The sequence below is a fragment of the Micromonospora sp. NPDC007271 genome, assembly GCF_040634005.1.
Taxonomy (GTDB): domain Bacteria; phylum Actinomycetota; class Actinomycetes; order Mycobacteriales; family Micromonosporaceae; genus Micromonospora.
This window is the reverse complement of record NZ_JBEYER010000029.1, coordinates 53,156-65,927: the sequence shown is the minus strand read 5'-3', so window position 1 is coordinate 65,927 and position 12,772 is coordinate 53,156. Positions and strand designations below refer to the sequence as shown.

Here is a 12,772-nt window from a genome sequence, read left to right as displayed (position 1 = left end):
CACCGCCACGCCGTGACTTCGATCAAACCCACCCAGCTTTTGAAACACGGCCTAGGCCCGCATCCACTTTGGCTGATCCGAGCCCGCACCGGACGTAGTGCAGACATAGCGCTTTCCGGTGTCGGAGTATCCGTACTCACCCTTGTCACGCTTCTTGCAGAAGGCCCCCGGCGTCACGCCTTGATGGGCGCCACTACCCGCGCGACCGGTGGGCATCCGCCCATCGGCCTTCACATCGGTGTAGACGGTGATCCGCTGGCCGACCACGAGCGGCTGGCCCGCCGCTGGGACAGTGTGGGTCACCACGTGATCACCCCAGTAGTACCCACGTGGCGGGGTGTGCTCGGTCACCTCCTTGAACGGCCCCGTGGGAAAGCCGATCCCGTAGTTCCATTTCTTGCCGGTCAGGTCCGGCATCGTCGGGTTGCCTTGGAAGAAGTCCCAAACCTCTGGGTCCACGACGTCGAACTTGATGGTGCCGGTGAGCGGCTCGCCGGCAGCCGGCGAAGTGCTGACCACCCGATCGCGATCACTCGGGCTGCCGTACAGATCCGTGGTTTCGATCTGGTTCTTGTAAGACACCATCAGCCTGGCGTCGGCCTTCGCTGACTTCAGGTCCTTCCCGGTGTAGCTCGGCATGACCAGGGTCGTGCCACCCGGCGCTACGGGGTCGGTGTACTTGACCACCCGGAAGCTCACCCGCCGGCCCGCATAGCCGTTTGCATACAGTTCGACGCACGCGCCAGCATCGGGCGTCTGGGCTACGATCCGCCAGTTGTCCCTGTCGAGGACATGCCGGCCCTGCCCGGTCGCGTCGATCTGGTCCCCCATCGTGAGCTTGGCGACTTGCAGGGCCGGGCTTGCCGTCGTCAGGCTCAACCCCACCATGTCAGGTACCTGCACCGAGTTGCCGGCGCACTCGTCAGCGTCTGCCGGACCGGTAGGGCCGGACTTGTTGCCCAACGCCCCGATTGCCACGACCGCCGCGACAGCGCCGACTCCGACGAGGACTTTCTTGACTCCCATCGATGATGCTAGCCCCGCCTTCTGACGAGTTCCTGGGGGCACAGCCGCCCTAGCCAGTCATGAAACAAATTCGGCGAATCTTACACCGGTCGGCCTGCCGCAAGCGCCTCGTCACATTCCGCGGCAAGGCCTGCGGCACGGGTGGGGTCCCAGGCGATCGTGGTCGCCACCGGGTCCGACCCGCTCCCCGAAGGGCGGGTCGGTGGCAGGCGGGATGGCGCACATCGCACGAAATAGGTAAGCGTGGATAGGATGGCTGTGTGACCAAGTACGAATACGGTCAGTTGCTGACCTACCTCAGGGACGGCCACCGAGCCGGCTACTACATCAACCAGCATGGACGCCTGGCAGAGTGGGGACGTGAAGGGAACGACGTGGCCCACCTCAACCGAGTGGCTTCCTACGGTTGGCGAGTCGTCGGCTTTCAGAAGAACAATGAAGAAACGGCCACGTACCTGCTGGAGAGACAGCTGAGCTGATGAACGGGCCAGTCAACACCACATGAGTGACAGCCTGAGCGAGGCCAACCGACTTCACGGTCTCCCCGGAGGAGTACGGACGCGGCGTCTACACGTGAGATCGATACGGCGGCGCACAGTCGCGCGCCACGGGGCAAGGCAACCTGGCACGTCGCGTCAAAACCGTCCAGGCATTGACGGCTCCTTTGTGTTGGCCCGTCGTCTGCTGCTGTTCGCGACGATCAGCAGGCCGGGAACGGCTCCAAGCATCCAGATTGCGGCCGACGGCCAGTGAATCAGCTCCCCGACCGCCCCGCGGATCTGCGGAATCTCCCCGACGATGTAGGACGCCTGCTCGTCATTGGAATGGCAGGTCAGCGAGTAGGTGCCGCTTTCGGGAACGTCGAACGAGGCGACCCAGGAGTAGGAGGCGGCGTCGGTGCCGTAGTCGCCGGGCGGGATTCCGACCAACTCCGCCGACCGGGCGGCCAGGCCGACGCCGGTGACCCGGCAGTCAGGATCCTGCGGTGCGAAGCCCACCGCCAGGATCGCGTACCGGCCTGCTGCTGGCAGCGTCACCACCCCCGGCTTTCCGGGTGCCGCAGCGTACGGCCCTACCCCGCCGTAGCCGGTCACGTCGTACCGGCTCGTGCTGCCCTCGGCGCCGAGCTGCACCGTCACCTGTGCAAAGAGGGCGCCCGCCACGGCGACCACCGCGCCGATGAGGTAGCCGTGCCGATCCGACAGTCGACTGCGGGGTGCGCCGTTCAGTCCGATCGGGTAGCCGACCGCTGCACCGCCGGCCGCCAGCAGAGCACCAGCGAACAGGACCCCGCCCCATTCGACCGAGCCCTCCAGCGGGATGCCCCACTCGTAGACAGCGATGGAGGCTCCCAGGAATACCGCACTGATCAGCGTGGCCGTGACGACGGCGACCAGGAAAGCTGAGCCAGTGCGTCGCTGGCCGGTACACCTGGTCCACCTGGCCGCCACCACGGCAGCGAGCACCGGAAGTGCCCCCAGGGTCCACCAGAGCGCGTTCGATACGTTCTGGTGCTCTTCCCACCGGTGACTTCCCTCGAAGAACACCAACGGGGCCGGCACCGTCACCGCGATCCACGCGGCCAGTGCCACCGGGTCAGGGAACGCCCGCCCCACCGTCCGCCAGGTTGCCCGGTCCATGCATCCGATCATGCACTGCGTCAGGCGCCCGGCAAGACCCCCGAGACCCAGGATTCACGAGCGGCGGCTTGCGGCCCGGTGAGACGCGGGCGGTCACCCGGGCGACCAAGATGGTTGGCTGCCGACGTGCCAGCGCATGCCTTGGCAGCGGAGTTGGCGAGCACTGACGCCCGCCGGAGCCGGCTGATCGCTCGAAGGACCTCGTCTCTGTGCTTGGCGGCCGGACAGATGCGGTTGACCCTGGGTAGGCGGGCGCTGGCGTTGCGTGGCTCTCTGTGCCACTCGCTCGGAGCAACTCGGTGCGAGGCAACTCGGTCCGCTGTTACCCTCCGCGAGGAGGGGCTGCGTAGCGTGACGCGCGGGGCTCGCGGCTGGCGGAGGGTCACCGTCGGTACCCTGCTAAGTCCTGGCCTGCCCGCGAGACATGGTGGTACTTGATGAATGATCTTCGAGTGGTGGCGTTCGACCTGGACGACACCCTGGCCGTCTCCAAGTCCCAGATCGATGGTCGGATGGCGGCGCTTCTCGGCCACCTGCTGGGCGAGGTGGACGTCCTCATCATCTCCGGTGGCCGGTTCGAGCAGTTCGAGGCGCAGGTGCTGGCCCACCTCGACCTCGCGGAGGACAAGTTGCGTCGGCTGCACCTGATGCCGACCTGCGGCACCCGTTACCTGCGCTGGCAGGACGGCGAGTGGCGGCTGATCTACGCCGAGGACCTGAGCGAGGCGGACAAGGCCCGCATCATCGGGGCGCTCACCGAGTCGGCGAAGGCCCTTGGTCTCTGGGAGACGAGGACCTGGGGGGACATCATCGAGGACCGGGGCAGCCAGATCACCTTCTCCGCGTTGGGCCAGTCCGCCCCGCCCGCCGAGAAGTACGGCTGGGACCCGGACGGCAGCAAGAAGAAGCGGCTCCGGGACGCGGTCGCCGAGAAGCTGCCCGACCTGGAGGTGCGCGGCGGCGGCTCCACCTCGATCGACGTCACCCGCAAGGGCGTGGACAAGGCGTACGGCATGCGCAAGCTGCTGGAGTGCCTGGACCTGAAGCACGACAACGTGCTCTTCGTCGGTGACCGGCTGGACCACGGCGGCAACGACTACCCGGTCAAGGCGATGGGCATCCAGTGCCACGCCGTCACCTGCTGGCAGGAGACGGCCGACTACGTGCAGGTGCTCGTCGACGACCTGGTCCGGCGGCACGCCCAGCGGGCCTGATCGGCGAGCCGGGCGGCGGGGCCCAGCGCGTGCTGAGGCCCCGCTGCCCGGGTGACTCAGAGCGCGGCGCGGATCGCCTCGGCGAGGGTGGTCGGCGTGCGGCCGAGCAGCTTCGCCAGGTCGTCACCGACCGCCAGCTCGCCCTGGGCGAGACCGCGGTCGCCGTCGGCGAGCACGGCCGCGTACCCCTCGGGCACGCCGGTCGCGACCAGCAGCTCGGCCAGTTTGTCGACCGGCAGGTCGAGGTACGACACGGTGTTGCCGCTCTGCCGGGAGACCTCGGCGGCCAGTTCGGTCATGGTGAACGGCGCGCCGCCCAGCTCGTACACCCGGTTGGTGTGCCCCTCCGTGGTGAGGACGATCGCGGCGGCCTCGGCGAAGTCGGCGCGGGTGGCGGCGCTGACCCGGCCGTCGCCCGCCGCGCCCGCGACCCCGTGCCGGAGGTACGTCGGGAGCTGCGCCGTGTAGTTCTCCAGGTACCAGCTGTTGCGCAGGAAGACGTGGGGCAGGCCGGAGTCCAGGATCAGCTGCTCGGTCGCCTTGTGCTCGGCGGCGAGCACCAGGCTGGAGGTGTCCGCCTTGGCGATGCTGGTGTAGACGACCAGCCCGACACCGGCCGCCTTGGCGGCGGTGACGACGTTGCCGTGCTGCACCAGGCGGCGGCCGACCTCGCTGCCGGAGACGAACATCAGCTTCTCCGCGCCGGCGAAGGCGGCCTGCAACGACTCGGCGTCGTCGTAGTCGGCCCGCTGGGTGACCACGCCGCGCTCGGCGAGGCCGGCCAGCCGGTCGACGTCGCGGCCGACCGCCACGATCTCGTCGGCCGGTACGCCCCGGTCGAGCAGCGAGGCGACGATCAGGCGGCCGAGCTGGCCGGTGGCGCCGGTGACGACGATGGACATGGGAACTCCCTGTGATCGTGTGCTGAGAACACTGTCTTCGCACAGCAACGGGAACACCGCAGCCTTACTTCCCGTTGGAGAGTAGGCACCTTGAAGTTCGATACGCACTGAAAGAGAGTGAAGCCGTGCAGGCGGACCCGTTCAACCGGAACTGCGGCAGCCGGAAGGTCCTCGACCGGATCGGCGACCGCTGGAGTGTGCTGATCGTGCTCACCCTCGCCGAGGGGGAGAGACGCTACGGCGAACTGGCCGAGCGGATCGACGGGATCAGCCAGAAGATGCTCACCCAGACCCTGCGCGGGCTGGAGCGCGACGGCATCCTCACCCGTACGGTCCAGGCCAGCGTGCCGCCCCGGGTCGACTACGCGCTCACCGACCTCGGCCGCGGCCTGCTGGACCTGGTCGCCGGCCTGGAGGCGTGGGCCACCACGCACCTGGACGAGGTGGAGGCCGCCCGGGCCCGCTACGACGCCCGCTGAGAGTTCCGGAACCGGCGCACCCTGGCGCGATCGACGTCGATGGGGTAGGAACAGTGCGTCCCGGAGAGCGCTCTCACGGGCTCTCTCCCGGTCGATCCCTACCCCACCACGACAGGGCAGGCAGATGAGACCACTCGACCACTCCCGCCGCCGTTTCCTCACCGTCACCGCCGCCTCGGCCGCGTCGCTGACCACCCTCGGGCTCCCCGCCGTCCCGGCCGCCGCCGCCCCCGCCGGCCGTCCCGACGCCGCCGACCCCGACCTCGGCCCCAACGTCTTCGTGTACGACCCGTCCACCCCGACCGCCGAGATCCAGTCCACCCTGGACCGGCTCTTCGCCGCTCAGGAACACAACGAGATGGGCGCCGACCGGTACGCCGTGCTCTTCAAGCCCGGCCGGTACGAGGTCGACGCGCGGCTCGGCTACTACACCTCCGTCGCCGGCCTCGGCGCCCACCCGGACGACGTGGAGATCCACGGCGCGGTACGCGTGATCGGCCAGCCCGACCCGAACTCGCCGGCCGGGATCTCCGCCCTCACCAACTTCTGGCGCTCGGCGGAGAACCTCGCCGTCACCCCGACCGACTGGTCGAACCAGTGGGCGGTCTCCCAGGCGTCGCCGATGCGCCGGGTGCACATCAAAGGCATCCTCTGGCTGGAGCCGGGCAACGGCGGCTACTCCAGCGGCGGCTACCTCGCCGACTCCAAGGTGGACGGCATCACCATCAACGGCTCCCAGCAGCAGTGGCTGACCCGGGACAGCGAACTCGGCGGCGACTGGACCAACGGGGTGTGGAACCAGGTCTTCTCCGGGGTGGTCGGCGCCCCCGCGCAGGGCTTCCCGGACCCGCCCTACACCACGCTGCCGACCAGCCCGGTGACCCGGGAGAAGCCGTACCTCTTCGTCGACGGCGCGGGCCGCTGGCGGGTGGCCGTCCCCGGGCTGCGCCACCACACCGCCGGCACCACCTGGGGCGCGGGTGCCCGGCCGGTGCCCTCGCTGCCGCTGGCCGACTTCTTCGTCGCCAGGCCCACCGACTCGGCGAAGCGGATCAACCAGGAGTTGTCCGGGGGGCGACACCTGTTGCTCACCCCCGGCGTCTACCACCTGGACCGGGCGCTGCGGGTCAAGCACCCGGACACCGTCGTGCTCGGCCTCGGCATGCCCAGCCTCGCCCCGACCACCGGCGACGCGGCCCTGCGCATCGAGGACGTGGACGGGGTACGCATCGCAGGGGTACTGGTCGACGCCGGGCCGGTCGAGTCGGAGGTGCTGGTCGAGGTCGGCAGGCGGAACAGCCACCGGTCGCACGCGACCAACCCGATCTCGCTCCAGGACGTCTTCTTCCGGATCGGCGGGCCGTACGCGGGCCGGGCGGCCACCAGCCTGGTGGTCAACAGCCGGCACACCCTGATCGACAACATCTGGGCCTGGCGCGGCGACCACGGCAAGCCGGGCACCATCGGCTGGACCGTCAACACCGCCGGGACCGGGGTGGTGGTCAACGGCGACGACGTGACCGCGTACGGGCTCTTCGTCGAGCACTACCAGCGGTGGCAGACCGTCTGGAACGGCGAGCGCGGACGCACCGTCTTCTACCAGAGCGAGCTGCCGTACGACCCGCCGAGCCAGGCCGCCTGGCGCAGCCCCACCGGGCAGGGTTGGGCGTCGTACAAGGTTGCCGAGCACGTCCGCGAGCACGAGGCGTGGGGCCTGGGCGTCTACTCGTACTTCAATCAGAAGGTGGACATCCGCTGCGACCGGGCGATCGAGGCGCCGCGCCGGGCCGGGGTGCGCTTCCACGACGCGATCACCGTCTTCCTGGACGGCAGTGGCGGCATCGAGCGCACCGTCAACGAGGCCGGTACGCCGGTCGTCGGCTCGTACGGCACCAGCCCGGTGATCAGCTACCCGTGAGACGAGCGCGGCCGGCCGGCGGGACCAGCCCGCCGGCCGCCGTCGCGTTCGCGTCCACCTCGCCGGCCGCCCCGTGCCGCCCGGCGGGCCCCGCGCCCGTCAGGCCGGAAGCTGCTCGGCGCGGGTGATGACCTGGTCGATCAGGCCGTACTCGCGGGCCTGCTCGGCGGTGAACCAGCGGTCCCGGTCCCAGTCGCTCTGGATCTCGTCCAGCGTGTGCCCGCTGTGCCGGGCGATCAGCTCCTGCATGGTCCGCTTCACGTGCAGCATGTTCTCCGCCTGGATGGTGATGTCGGCGGCGGTGCCACCCATCCCGCCCGACGGCTGGTGCATCATGATCCGCGAGTGGGGGAGCGCGAAGCGCTTGCCGGCCGCGCCGGCGCAGAGCAGGAACTGCCCCATCGAGCCGGCCATCCCGAGCGCCAGGGTTGCCACGTCGTTCTTGACGTACCGCATGGTGTCGTAGACCGCCATCCCGGCGCTGACCGAGCCGCCCGGCGAGTTGATGTAGAGGAAGATGTCCCGCTCCGGGTCCTCGGCGGCGAGGAGCAGGATCTGCGCGCAGATCTGGTTGGCCGAGGTGTCGGTGACCTCGGTGCCGAGGAAGATGATGCGCTCCTTGAGCAGCCGCTCGAAGACCTGGTCGCCGAAGGACGGCTGCCCGCCGTCCAACATCCAGATGCCGTACCCCATGACCTGACCACCCTCCGTGCCGCCGGTGGGCGACGGACCGCCCGGCAACCGGCGATCTCCAGCCTCCGGCCGACGGCGGCGCAGGGGCCAGCGCTTCTGCCGCCGGCAGATCCGCCGTGGGCAGAACCGGCCGGGCCTACGCGGCGGTCAGCCGCCGCCCGCCGGCCCGGGCCCGCCGCCGGGCCAGCGTGACCGAGGTACGCGGACGACGGCGCACGGCCGGTGGCGACGGGATCAGCCAGATCCGGGTGCCCGTCCCGAAGACCGCCGGCGACGCGTACCCGATCGCGGGACCGATGGGCGCCGGCCCGGTGGCCGACGGCCGCAGCGCCCCGCCGAGGAGCGGGACCGGGGTGCCGGGACGCCGGGTGACGTGCAGCCGCGGCCCGCCGCCGACCCGCAGCTGCGGGCCGCTGCGCGCGCCGCGCCCCGCCGGCGCCCGGTCCAGCCGGGCCAGCGTCAGCCCGGAGGTCACCGGCGCCCGCCGTTCCACCCGTCGCAGCTCGTCGCGGGCCTCCTCGAGCAGGTCGGAGAGGTGGATGCCGAGCGCCCGACAGATCGCCGCCAGCACCTCCGAGGAGGCCTCCTTGCGGCCGCGCTCCACCTCCGACAGGTACGGCAGCGACACCCCGGCCGCCTGGGCGACCTCGCGCAGCGTGCGGCCCTGCCGCAGCCGAACCCGGCGGAGCACCCCGCCGATCACCCGTCGCAGCAACGACATGCGGGCCTCCTCGCGGTCGTCGTCCCGACGCCCCCATCATGCCCCGTCCGGCCGCCCGGGAGGCAACCGCGACCCGAGCGGCCGACGAGCGACGTACCCGCTATCTTGTGCACGTGCAGGCGACGGTGGCGGGGCAGGGCCGACGGTGATCCATTTTCCGGCGCACCGACGGGCGCCGCTGCGCGCGCTCAGTCTGCGCCTGCTCGCGGCACTGGCCCTGGTCTGTGCCACCGTGGCGGTGGTCTGGCTGGACCGGGACGGCTACCACGACGGCAACAACGAGGGCGGGCTGACCCTCCTCGACTGCTTCTACTACGCGGTGGTCTCGCTCTCCACCACCGGCTACGGGGATGTCACCCCGGCCAGCCAGTCGGCACGGCTGGTCAACGTCCTGTTCGTCGCCCCGGCCCGGGTGCTCTTCCTGGTCATCCTGGTCGGCACCACCCTGGAAGTCCTGACCGACCAGTACCGGAACGGCCGGCGTCTGACCCGGTGGAGGAGGACCGTGAAGGACCACGTGATCATCTGCGGCTACGGCACCAAGGGCCGCAGTGCCGTCTCCGCGCTGCTGGAGAACGGGATGGACAAGTCGCGGATCGTGGTGGTGGAGCGCAGCGCTGCCGCGCTGCGGCAGGCCACCTCGGCCGGGCTGGTCACCATCGAGGGCTCGGCGACCCGCTCGGCGGTGCTGGAGGAGGCACACGTCCGGACGGCCAAGGCGGTGATCATCGCGACCGACAGCGACGACTCGTCGGTGATGGTGGCGCTCACCACCCGGCAGCTCACCGCCGGCCAGGTCCGGATCATCGCCGCGGTCCGCGAGGCGGAGAACGCGCCGCTGCTGAAGCAGAGCGGCGCGCACCACGTGATCGTCTCCTCGGCTACCGCCGGCCGGCTGCTCGGTCTCTCCACCTCCGCCCCGCCGCTGATCGACGTGGTGGAGGACCTGCTCACCCCGGGGCAGGGCATGGCGCTGGCCATGCGCTCGGCCGACCGCGACGAGGTGGGCCGGTCGCCGCGCGAGCTGGACTCGCTGGTCATCGCCCTGGTCCGGCGCGGTCGGGTGGTGACGCTCACCGACCGGGCCGGCGCGGAGATCGAGACCGGCGACATGATCGTGTACGTGCGCGACGACCGCCCCCAGACCACCACCGTCTGACCTCCGAACGCGAAAGGCGGCCGCCCCGGTCGGGACGGCCGCCTTCGGCATGGTCAGCGGATCACCTGATCGTCCAGGTGTCGCCGCTGGCGAGGAGGCCGGCGAGTTGCTGCTCCGGGGTCTGGTCGACCTTCGCCTTCGCGGTGGCGACCTGTTCCTGCACGACGCTGTCGTACGTGGGGCGGGTGACGGAGCGGAACACGCCGATGGGGGTGTTCCGCAGGTCCAGGCCGGGCAGTCGGGTCAGGGCGAAGGCGTAGGCGGGGTCGGTGACCGCCGCGTCGTGGACGACGATCTGGTCGGCCGGGGTGGTGGCGGTGTCGCGGACCTCCAGGCCGAAGCCGCCCGGCGGGTGGACGACACAGTGCTGGCCGTCCTTGCCGAACGTGATCGGCTGCCCGTGCTCGAGCCGGAGGAGGAAGTCGTCGCGGGTGGCCGGCTCCTTGAGCTGGTCGAAGGCGCCGTCGTTGAAGATGTTGCAGTTCTGGTAGATCTCCACGAACGCGGAGCCCTGGTGCTCGGCGGCGGCCCGCAGCACCGACTGCAGGTGCTTACGGTCGGAGTCGATGGTGCGGGCGACGAAGGTGGCTTCCGCGCCCAGCGCCAGGGACAGGGGGTTGAACGGGGCATCCGCCGAGCCGACCGGGGTCGACTTGGTGATCTTGCCGACCTCGGAGGTGGGCGAGTACTGCCCCTTGGTCAGGCCGTAGATCCGGTTGTTGAACAGCAGGATCTTGAGGTTGACGTTGCGGCGCAGGGCGTGGATGAGGTGGTTGCCGCCGATGGACAGGGCGTCGCCGTCGCCGGTGACGACCCAGACGGACAGGTCCGGCCGGGTGGCGGACAGGCCGGTGGCGATCGCCGGGGCGCGGCCGTGGATGGAGTGCATCCCGTAGGTGTTCATGTAGTACGGGAACCGCGACGAGCAGCCGATGCCGGAGATGAACACCATCCGCTCGCGGGGGATGTTCAGCTCCGGCATGAAGCCCTGGACGGCGGCGAGGATGGCGTAGTCGCCGCAGCCGGGGCACCAGCGGACTTCCTGGTCGGACTTGAAGTCCTTGGCGGTGAGCTTGAGGGCCACGGGCTCAGACATTCTTGCAGACCTCTTCCAGCATCGTCTCCAGCTCGGCGGCGGTGAACGGCAGGCCGCGGACCTGGTTGTAGCCGATCGCGTCGACCAGGTATCTGGCGCGGATCACGTGGGCGAGTTGGCCGAGGTTCATCTCGGGGATGACCACCCGGTCGTAGGCGGCCAGCACGTCGCCGAGGTTGGCCGGCATCGGGGCCAGGTGCCGCAGGTGGGCCTGCGCGACGGGCAGGCCGCGTTGGCGCAGGCTGCGGCAGGCCGCACCGATCGGCCCGTAGGTGGAACCCCAGCCCAGAACGAGCACCCGGGCGTCACCGTCGGGGTCCTCCACCTCCACGTCCGGCACCGGGATCGTCTCGATACGGGCCGCGCGGGTGCGGACCATGAAGTCGTGGTTGGCCGGATCGTAGGAGATGTCGCCGGTCTTGTCGGCCTTCTCCAGGCCGCCGATACGGTGCTCGAGACCGGGGGTGCCGGGGATCGCCCACGGCCGGGCCAGGGTCTGCGGGTCCCGCAGATACGGCAGGAACGTCACCCCGTCCTCGCCGTTGGGGGCGGTCGCGAAGTCCACCCGCAGGTCCGGCAGCGACTCCACGTCGGGCAGCAGCCACGGCTCGGAGCCGTTGGCCACGTAGTTGTCGGAGAGCAGGATCACCGGCGTGCGATACGTCAGCGCGATCCGCGCCGCCTCCAGCGCCGCGTAGAAGCAGTCCGCCGGGGAACGGGGGGCGATCACCGCGACGGGGGCCTCACCGTGCCGGCCGTACAGGGCCATGTTCAGGTCGGCCTGCTCGGTCTTGGTCGGCATGCCCGTCGACGGGCCGGCCCGCTGCACGTCCACGATCACCAGCGGCAGTTCCAACGCCACCGCCAGGGAGATCGTCTCCCCCTTGAGCGCCACGCCGGGGCCGCTGGTGGTGGTCACCCCCAGGGAGCCGCCGTAGGAGGCGCCCAACGCCGCGCCCACGGCGGCGATCTCGTCCTCGGCCTGCATCGTGACCACGCCGAAGCGCTTGTGCTTGCTCAACTCGTGCAGGATGTCCGACGCCGGCGTGATCGGATACGCGCCCAGGAACACCGGCAACCCCGACCGCACCCCCGCGGCCACCAGGCCCAGCGACAGCGCCTGGTTACCGGTGATGTTCCGGTAGGTGCCCGGCACCATCCGCGCCGGCTTCACCTCGTACCGGACGGAGAAGTCCTCCGTGGTCTCGCCGAAGTTCCAGCCGGCGCGGAAGGCGGCCACGTTCGCCGCGACCAGCTCCGGGCGGGCGGCGAACTTGCGCTCCAGGAATCGCAGCGTCGACTCGAACGGCCGCGAATACATCCAGGACAGCAGACCCAGCGCGAACATGTTCTTCGCCCGCTCCGCGTCCTTCTTCGACACGTCATGCCCGGCCAGCGCGCCGATCGTCATCGACGTCAACGCCACCGGGTGCACCACGTACCCGTCGAGCGAGTCGTCCTCCAACGGGCTGGACGTGTAGCCCACCTTGGTCAGGTTCCGCTTGGTGAACTCATCCGTGTTCACGATGATGTCCGCGCCCCGCGGCAGATCCACCAGGTTCGCCTTCAACGCAGCCGGATTCATCGCCACCAGCACGTTCGGCGCGTCGCCCGGGGTCAGAATGTCGTAGTCGGCGAAGTGCACCTGGAAACTCGACACACCCGGCAACGTGCCCGCGGGGGCCCGGATCTCCGCCGGGAAGTTCGGCAACGTCGAGATGTCGTTGCCCAGCTGGGCCGTCTCCGACGTGAACCGGTCACCGGTGAGCTGCATGCCGTCACCCGAGTCACCGGCAAACCGGATCACGACCCGGTCCAGTTGACGGATCTGCTTGGTCACGCCCGCACCTCGCTTCGCTCAGCGCCGTCCCAGGGGCGGCTGAACATGATGGTGACGCCGCCTTGCCCGGCCACGTGCCCTCCT

At 70.2% G+C, this 12,772-nt stretch carries 12 protein-coding genes; 5 read left to right on the top strand and 7 right to left on the bottom strand.

The genetic code is table 11. The features are described 5' to 3' along the window. Positions 1-51 precede the first annotated feature (51 nt). Complete coding sequence (locus tag ABZ570_RS13410; protein WP_358061665.1) at positions 52-1,026, bottom strand: PASTA domain-containing protein; 975 nt, start codon at positions 1,024-1,026, stop codon at positions 52-54. A 260-nt stretch (positions 1,027-1,286) separates the two neighbouring features. Between ABZ570_RS13410 and ABZ570_RS13405 the strand changes: the two genes are divergently transcribed. Continuing rightward, entirely contained in the window at positions 1,287-1,505 is a 219-nt protein-coding gene (locus ABZ570_RS13405) for a hypothetical protein (RefSeq protein ID WP_358061662.1), read from the top strand. A 156-nt stretch (positions 1,506-1,661) separates the two neighbouring features. Here the strand turns inward: ABZ570_RS13405 and ABZ570_RS13400 are convergent, their stop codons facing one another. Beyond that, on the bottom strand, positions 1,662-2,618 hold the full coding sequence (locus ABZ570_RS13400) for a hypothetical protein (RefSeq protein WP_358061659.1): 957 nt from the start codon (positions 2,616-2,618) through the stop codon (positions 1,662-1,664). 485 nt (positions 2,619-3,103) lie between these two features. Here ABZ570_RS13400 and ABZ570_RS13395 point away from each other — a divergent pair, with 485 nt between their 5' ends. Then, positions 3,104-3,880 carry an HAD-IIB family hydrolase gene (locus tag ABZ570_RS13395; RefSeq protein ID WP_358061656.1) on the top strand — a complete coding sequence of 259 codons (777 nt, stop codon included), beginning with the start codon at positions 3,104-3,106 and terminating at the stop codon, positions 3,878-3,880. Positions 3,881-3,936: 56 nt separating this feature from the next. On the opposite strand, the gene ABZ570_RS13390 is transcribed toward ABZ570_RS13395, so the two are convergent. After that, positions 3,937-4,782, bottom strand: a complete 846-nt coding sequence (locus ABZ570_RS13390) for an SDR family oxidoreductase (RefSeq protein ID WP_358061653.1) — start codon at positions 4,780-4,782, stop codon at positions 3,937-3,939. Between the two features lie 125 nt (positions 4,783-4,907). Between ABZ570_RS13390 and ABZ570_RS13385 the strand changes: the two genes are divergently transcribed. Both ABZ570_RS13385 and ABZ570_RS13380 read left to right on the top strand, forming a co-directional pair. Beyond that, positions 4,908-5,261, top strand: coding sequence for a helix-turn-helix domain-containing protein (locus ABZ570_RS13385; RefSeq protein ID WP_358061650.1), 354 nt, complete (start codon positions 4,908-4,910; stop codon positions 5,259-5,261). Positions 5,262-5,385: 124 nt separating this feature from the next. Beyond that, entirely contained in the window at positions 5,386-7,179 is a 1,794-nt protein-coding gene (locus ABZ570_RS13380; protein ID WP_358061647.1) for an adenylyl cyclase, read from the top strand. Positions 7,180-7,278: 99 nt separating this feature from the next. Here the strand turns inward: ABZ570_RS13380 and ABZ570_RS13375 are convergent, their stop codons facing one another. Continuing rightward, positions 7,279-7,872 carry an ATP-dependent Clp protease proteolytic subunit gene (locus ABZ570_RS13375; protein WP_358061644.1) on the bottom strand — a complete coding sequence of 198 codons (594 nt, stop codon included), beginning with the start codon at positions 7,870-7,872 and terminating at the stop codon, positions 7,279-7,281. Positions 7,873-8,008: 136 nt separating this feature from the next. Next, entirely contained in the window at positions 8,009-8,593 is a 585-nt protein-coding gene (locus ABZ570_RS13370; protein ID WP_358061641.1) for a helix-turn-helix transcriptional regulator, read from the bottom strand. A 145-nt stretch (positions 8,594-8,738) separates the two neighbouring features. On the opposite strand from ABZ570_RS13370, the gene ABZ570_RS13365 reads away from it, so the two are divergent. Beyond that, positions 8,739-9,752 carry a potassium channel family protein gene (locus ABZ570_RS13365; protein ID WP_358061638.1) on the top strand — a complete coding sequence of 338 codons (1,014 nt, stop codon included), beginning with the start codon at positions 8,739-8,741 and terminating at the stop codon, positions 9,750-9,752. Positions 9,753-9,813: 61 nt separating this feature from the next. On the opposite strand, the gene ABZ570_RS13360 is transcribed toward ABZ570_RS13365, so the two are convergent. Further along, positions 9,814-10,848 carry a 2-oxoacid:ferredoxin oxidoreductase subunit beta gene (locus tag ABZ570_RS13360; RefSeq protein ID WP_358061635.1) on the bottom strand — a complete coding sequence of 345 codons (1,035 nt, stop codon included), beginning with the start codon at positions 10,846-10,848 and terminating at the stop codon, positions 9,814-9,816. Further along, the gene (locus tag ABZ570_RS13355) at positions 10,841-12,688 is read right to left on the bottom strand and encodes a 2-oxoacid:acceptor oxidoreductase subunit alpha (protein ID WP_358061632.1); all 1,848 of its coding nucleotides are present in this window, start codon (positions 12,686-12,688) and stop codon (positions 10,841-10,843) included. The genes ABZ570_RS13360 and ABZ570_RS13355 overlap by 8 nt, the downstream gene beginning before the upstream one ends. Between the last annotated feature and the right edge of the window lie 84 nt (positions 12,689-12,772).

What these genes read in the sequence shown, in the direction of transcription:
- ABZ570_RS13410 (WP_358061665.1), bottom strand. Translation starts at nt 1,026, where the DNA reads ATGGGAGTCAAGAAAGTCCTCGTCGGAGTCGGCGCTGTCGCGGCGGTC.
- ABZ570_RS13395 (WP_358061656.1), top strand. Translation starts at nt 3,104, where the DNA reads ATGAATGATCTTCGAGTGGTGGCGTTCGACCTGGACGACACCCTGGCC.
- ABZ570_RS13390 (WP_358061653.1), bottom strand. Translation starts at nt 4,782, where the DNA reads ATGTCCATCGTCGTCACCGGCGCCACCGGCCAGCTCGGCCGCCTGATC.
- ABZ570_RS13380 (WP_358061647.1), top strand. Translation starts at nt 5,386, where the DNA reads ATGAGACCACTCGACCACTCCCGCCGCCGTTTCCTCACCGTCACCGCC.
- ABZ570_RS13375 (WP_358061644.1), bottom strand. Translation starts at nt 7,872, where the DNA reads ATGGGGTACGGCATCTGGATGTTGGACGGCGGGCAGCCGTCCTTCGGC.
- ABZ570_RS13370 (WP_358061641.1), bottom strand. Translation starts at nt 8,593, where the DNA reads ATGTCGTTGCTGCGACGGGTGATCGGCGGGGTGCTCCGCCGGGTTCGG.
- ABZ570_RS13360 (WP_358061635.1), bottom strand. Translation starts at nt 10,848, where the DNA reads ATGTCTGAGCCCGTGGCCCTCAAGCTCACCGCCAAGGACTTCAAGTCC.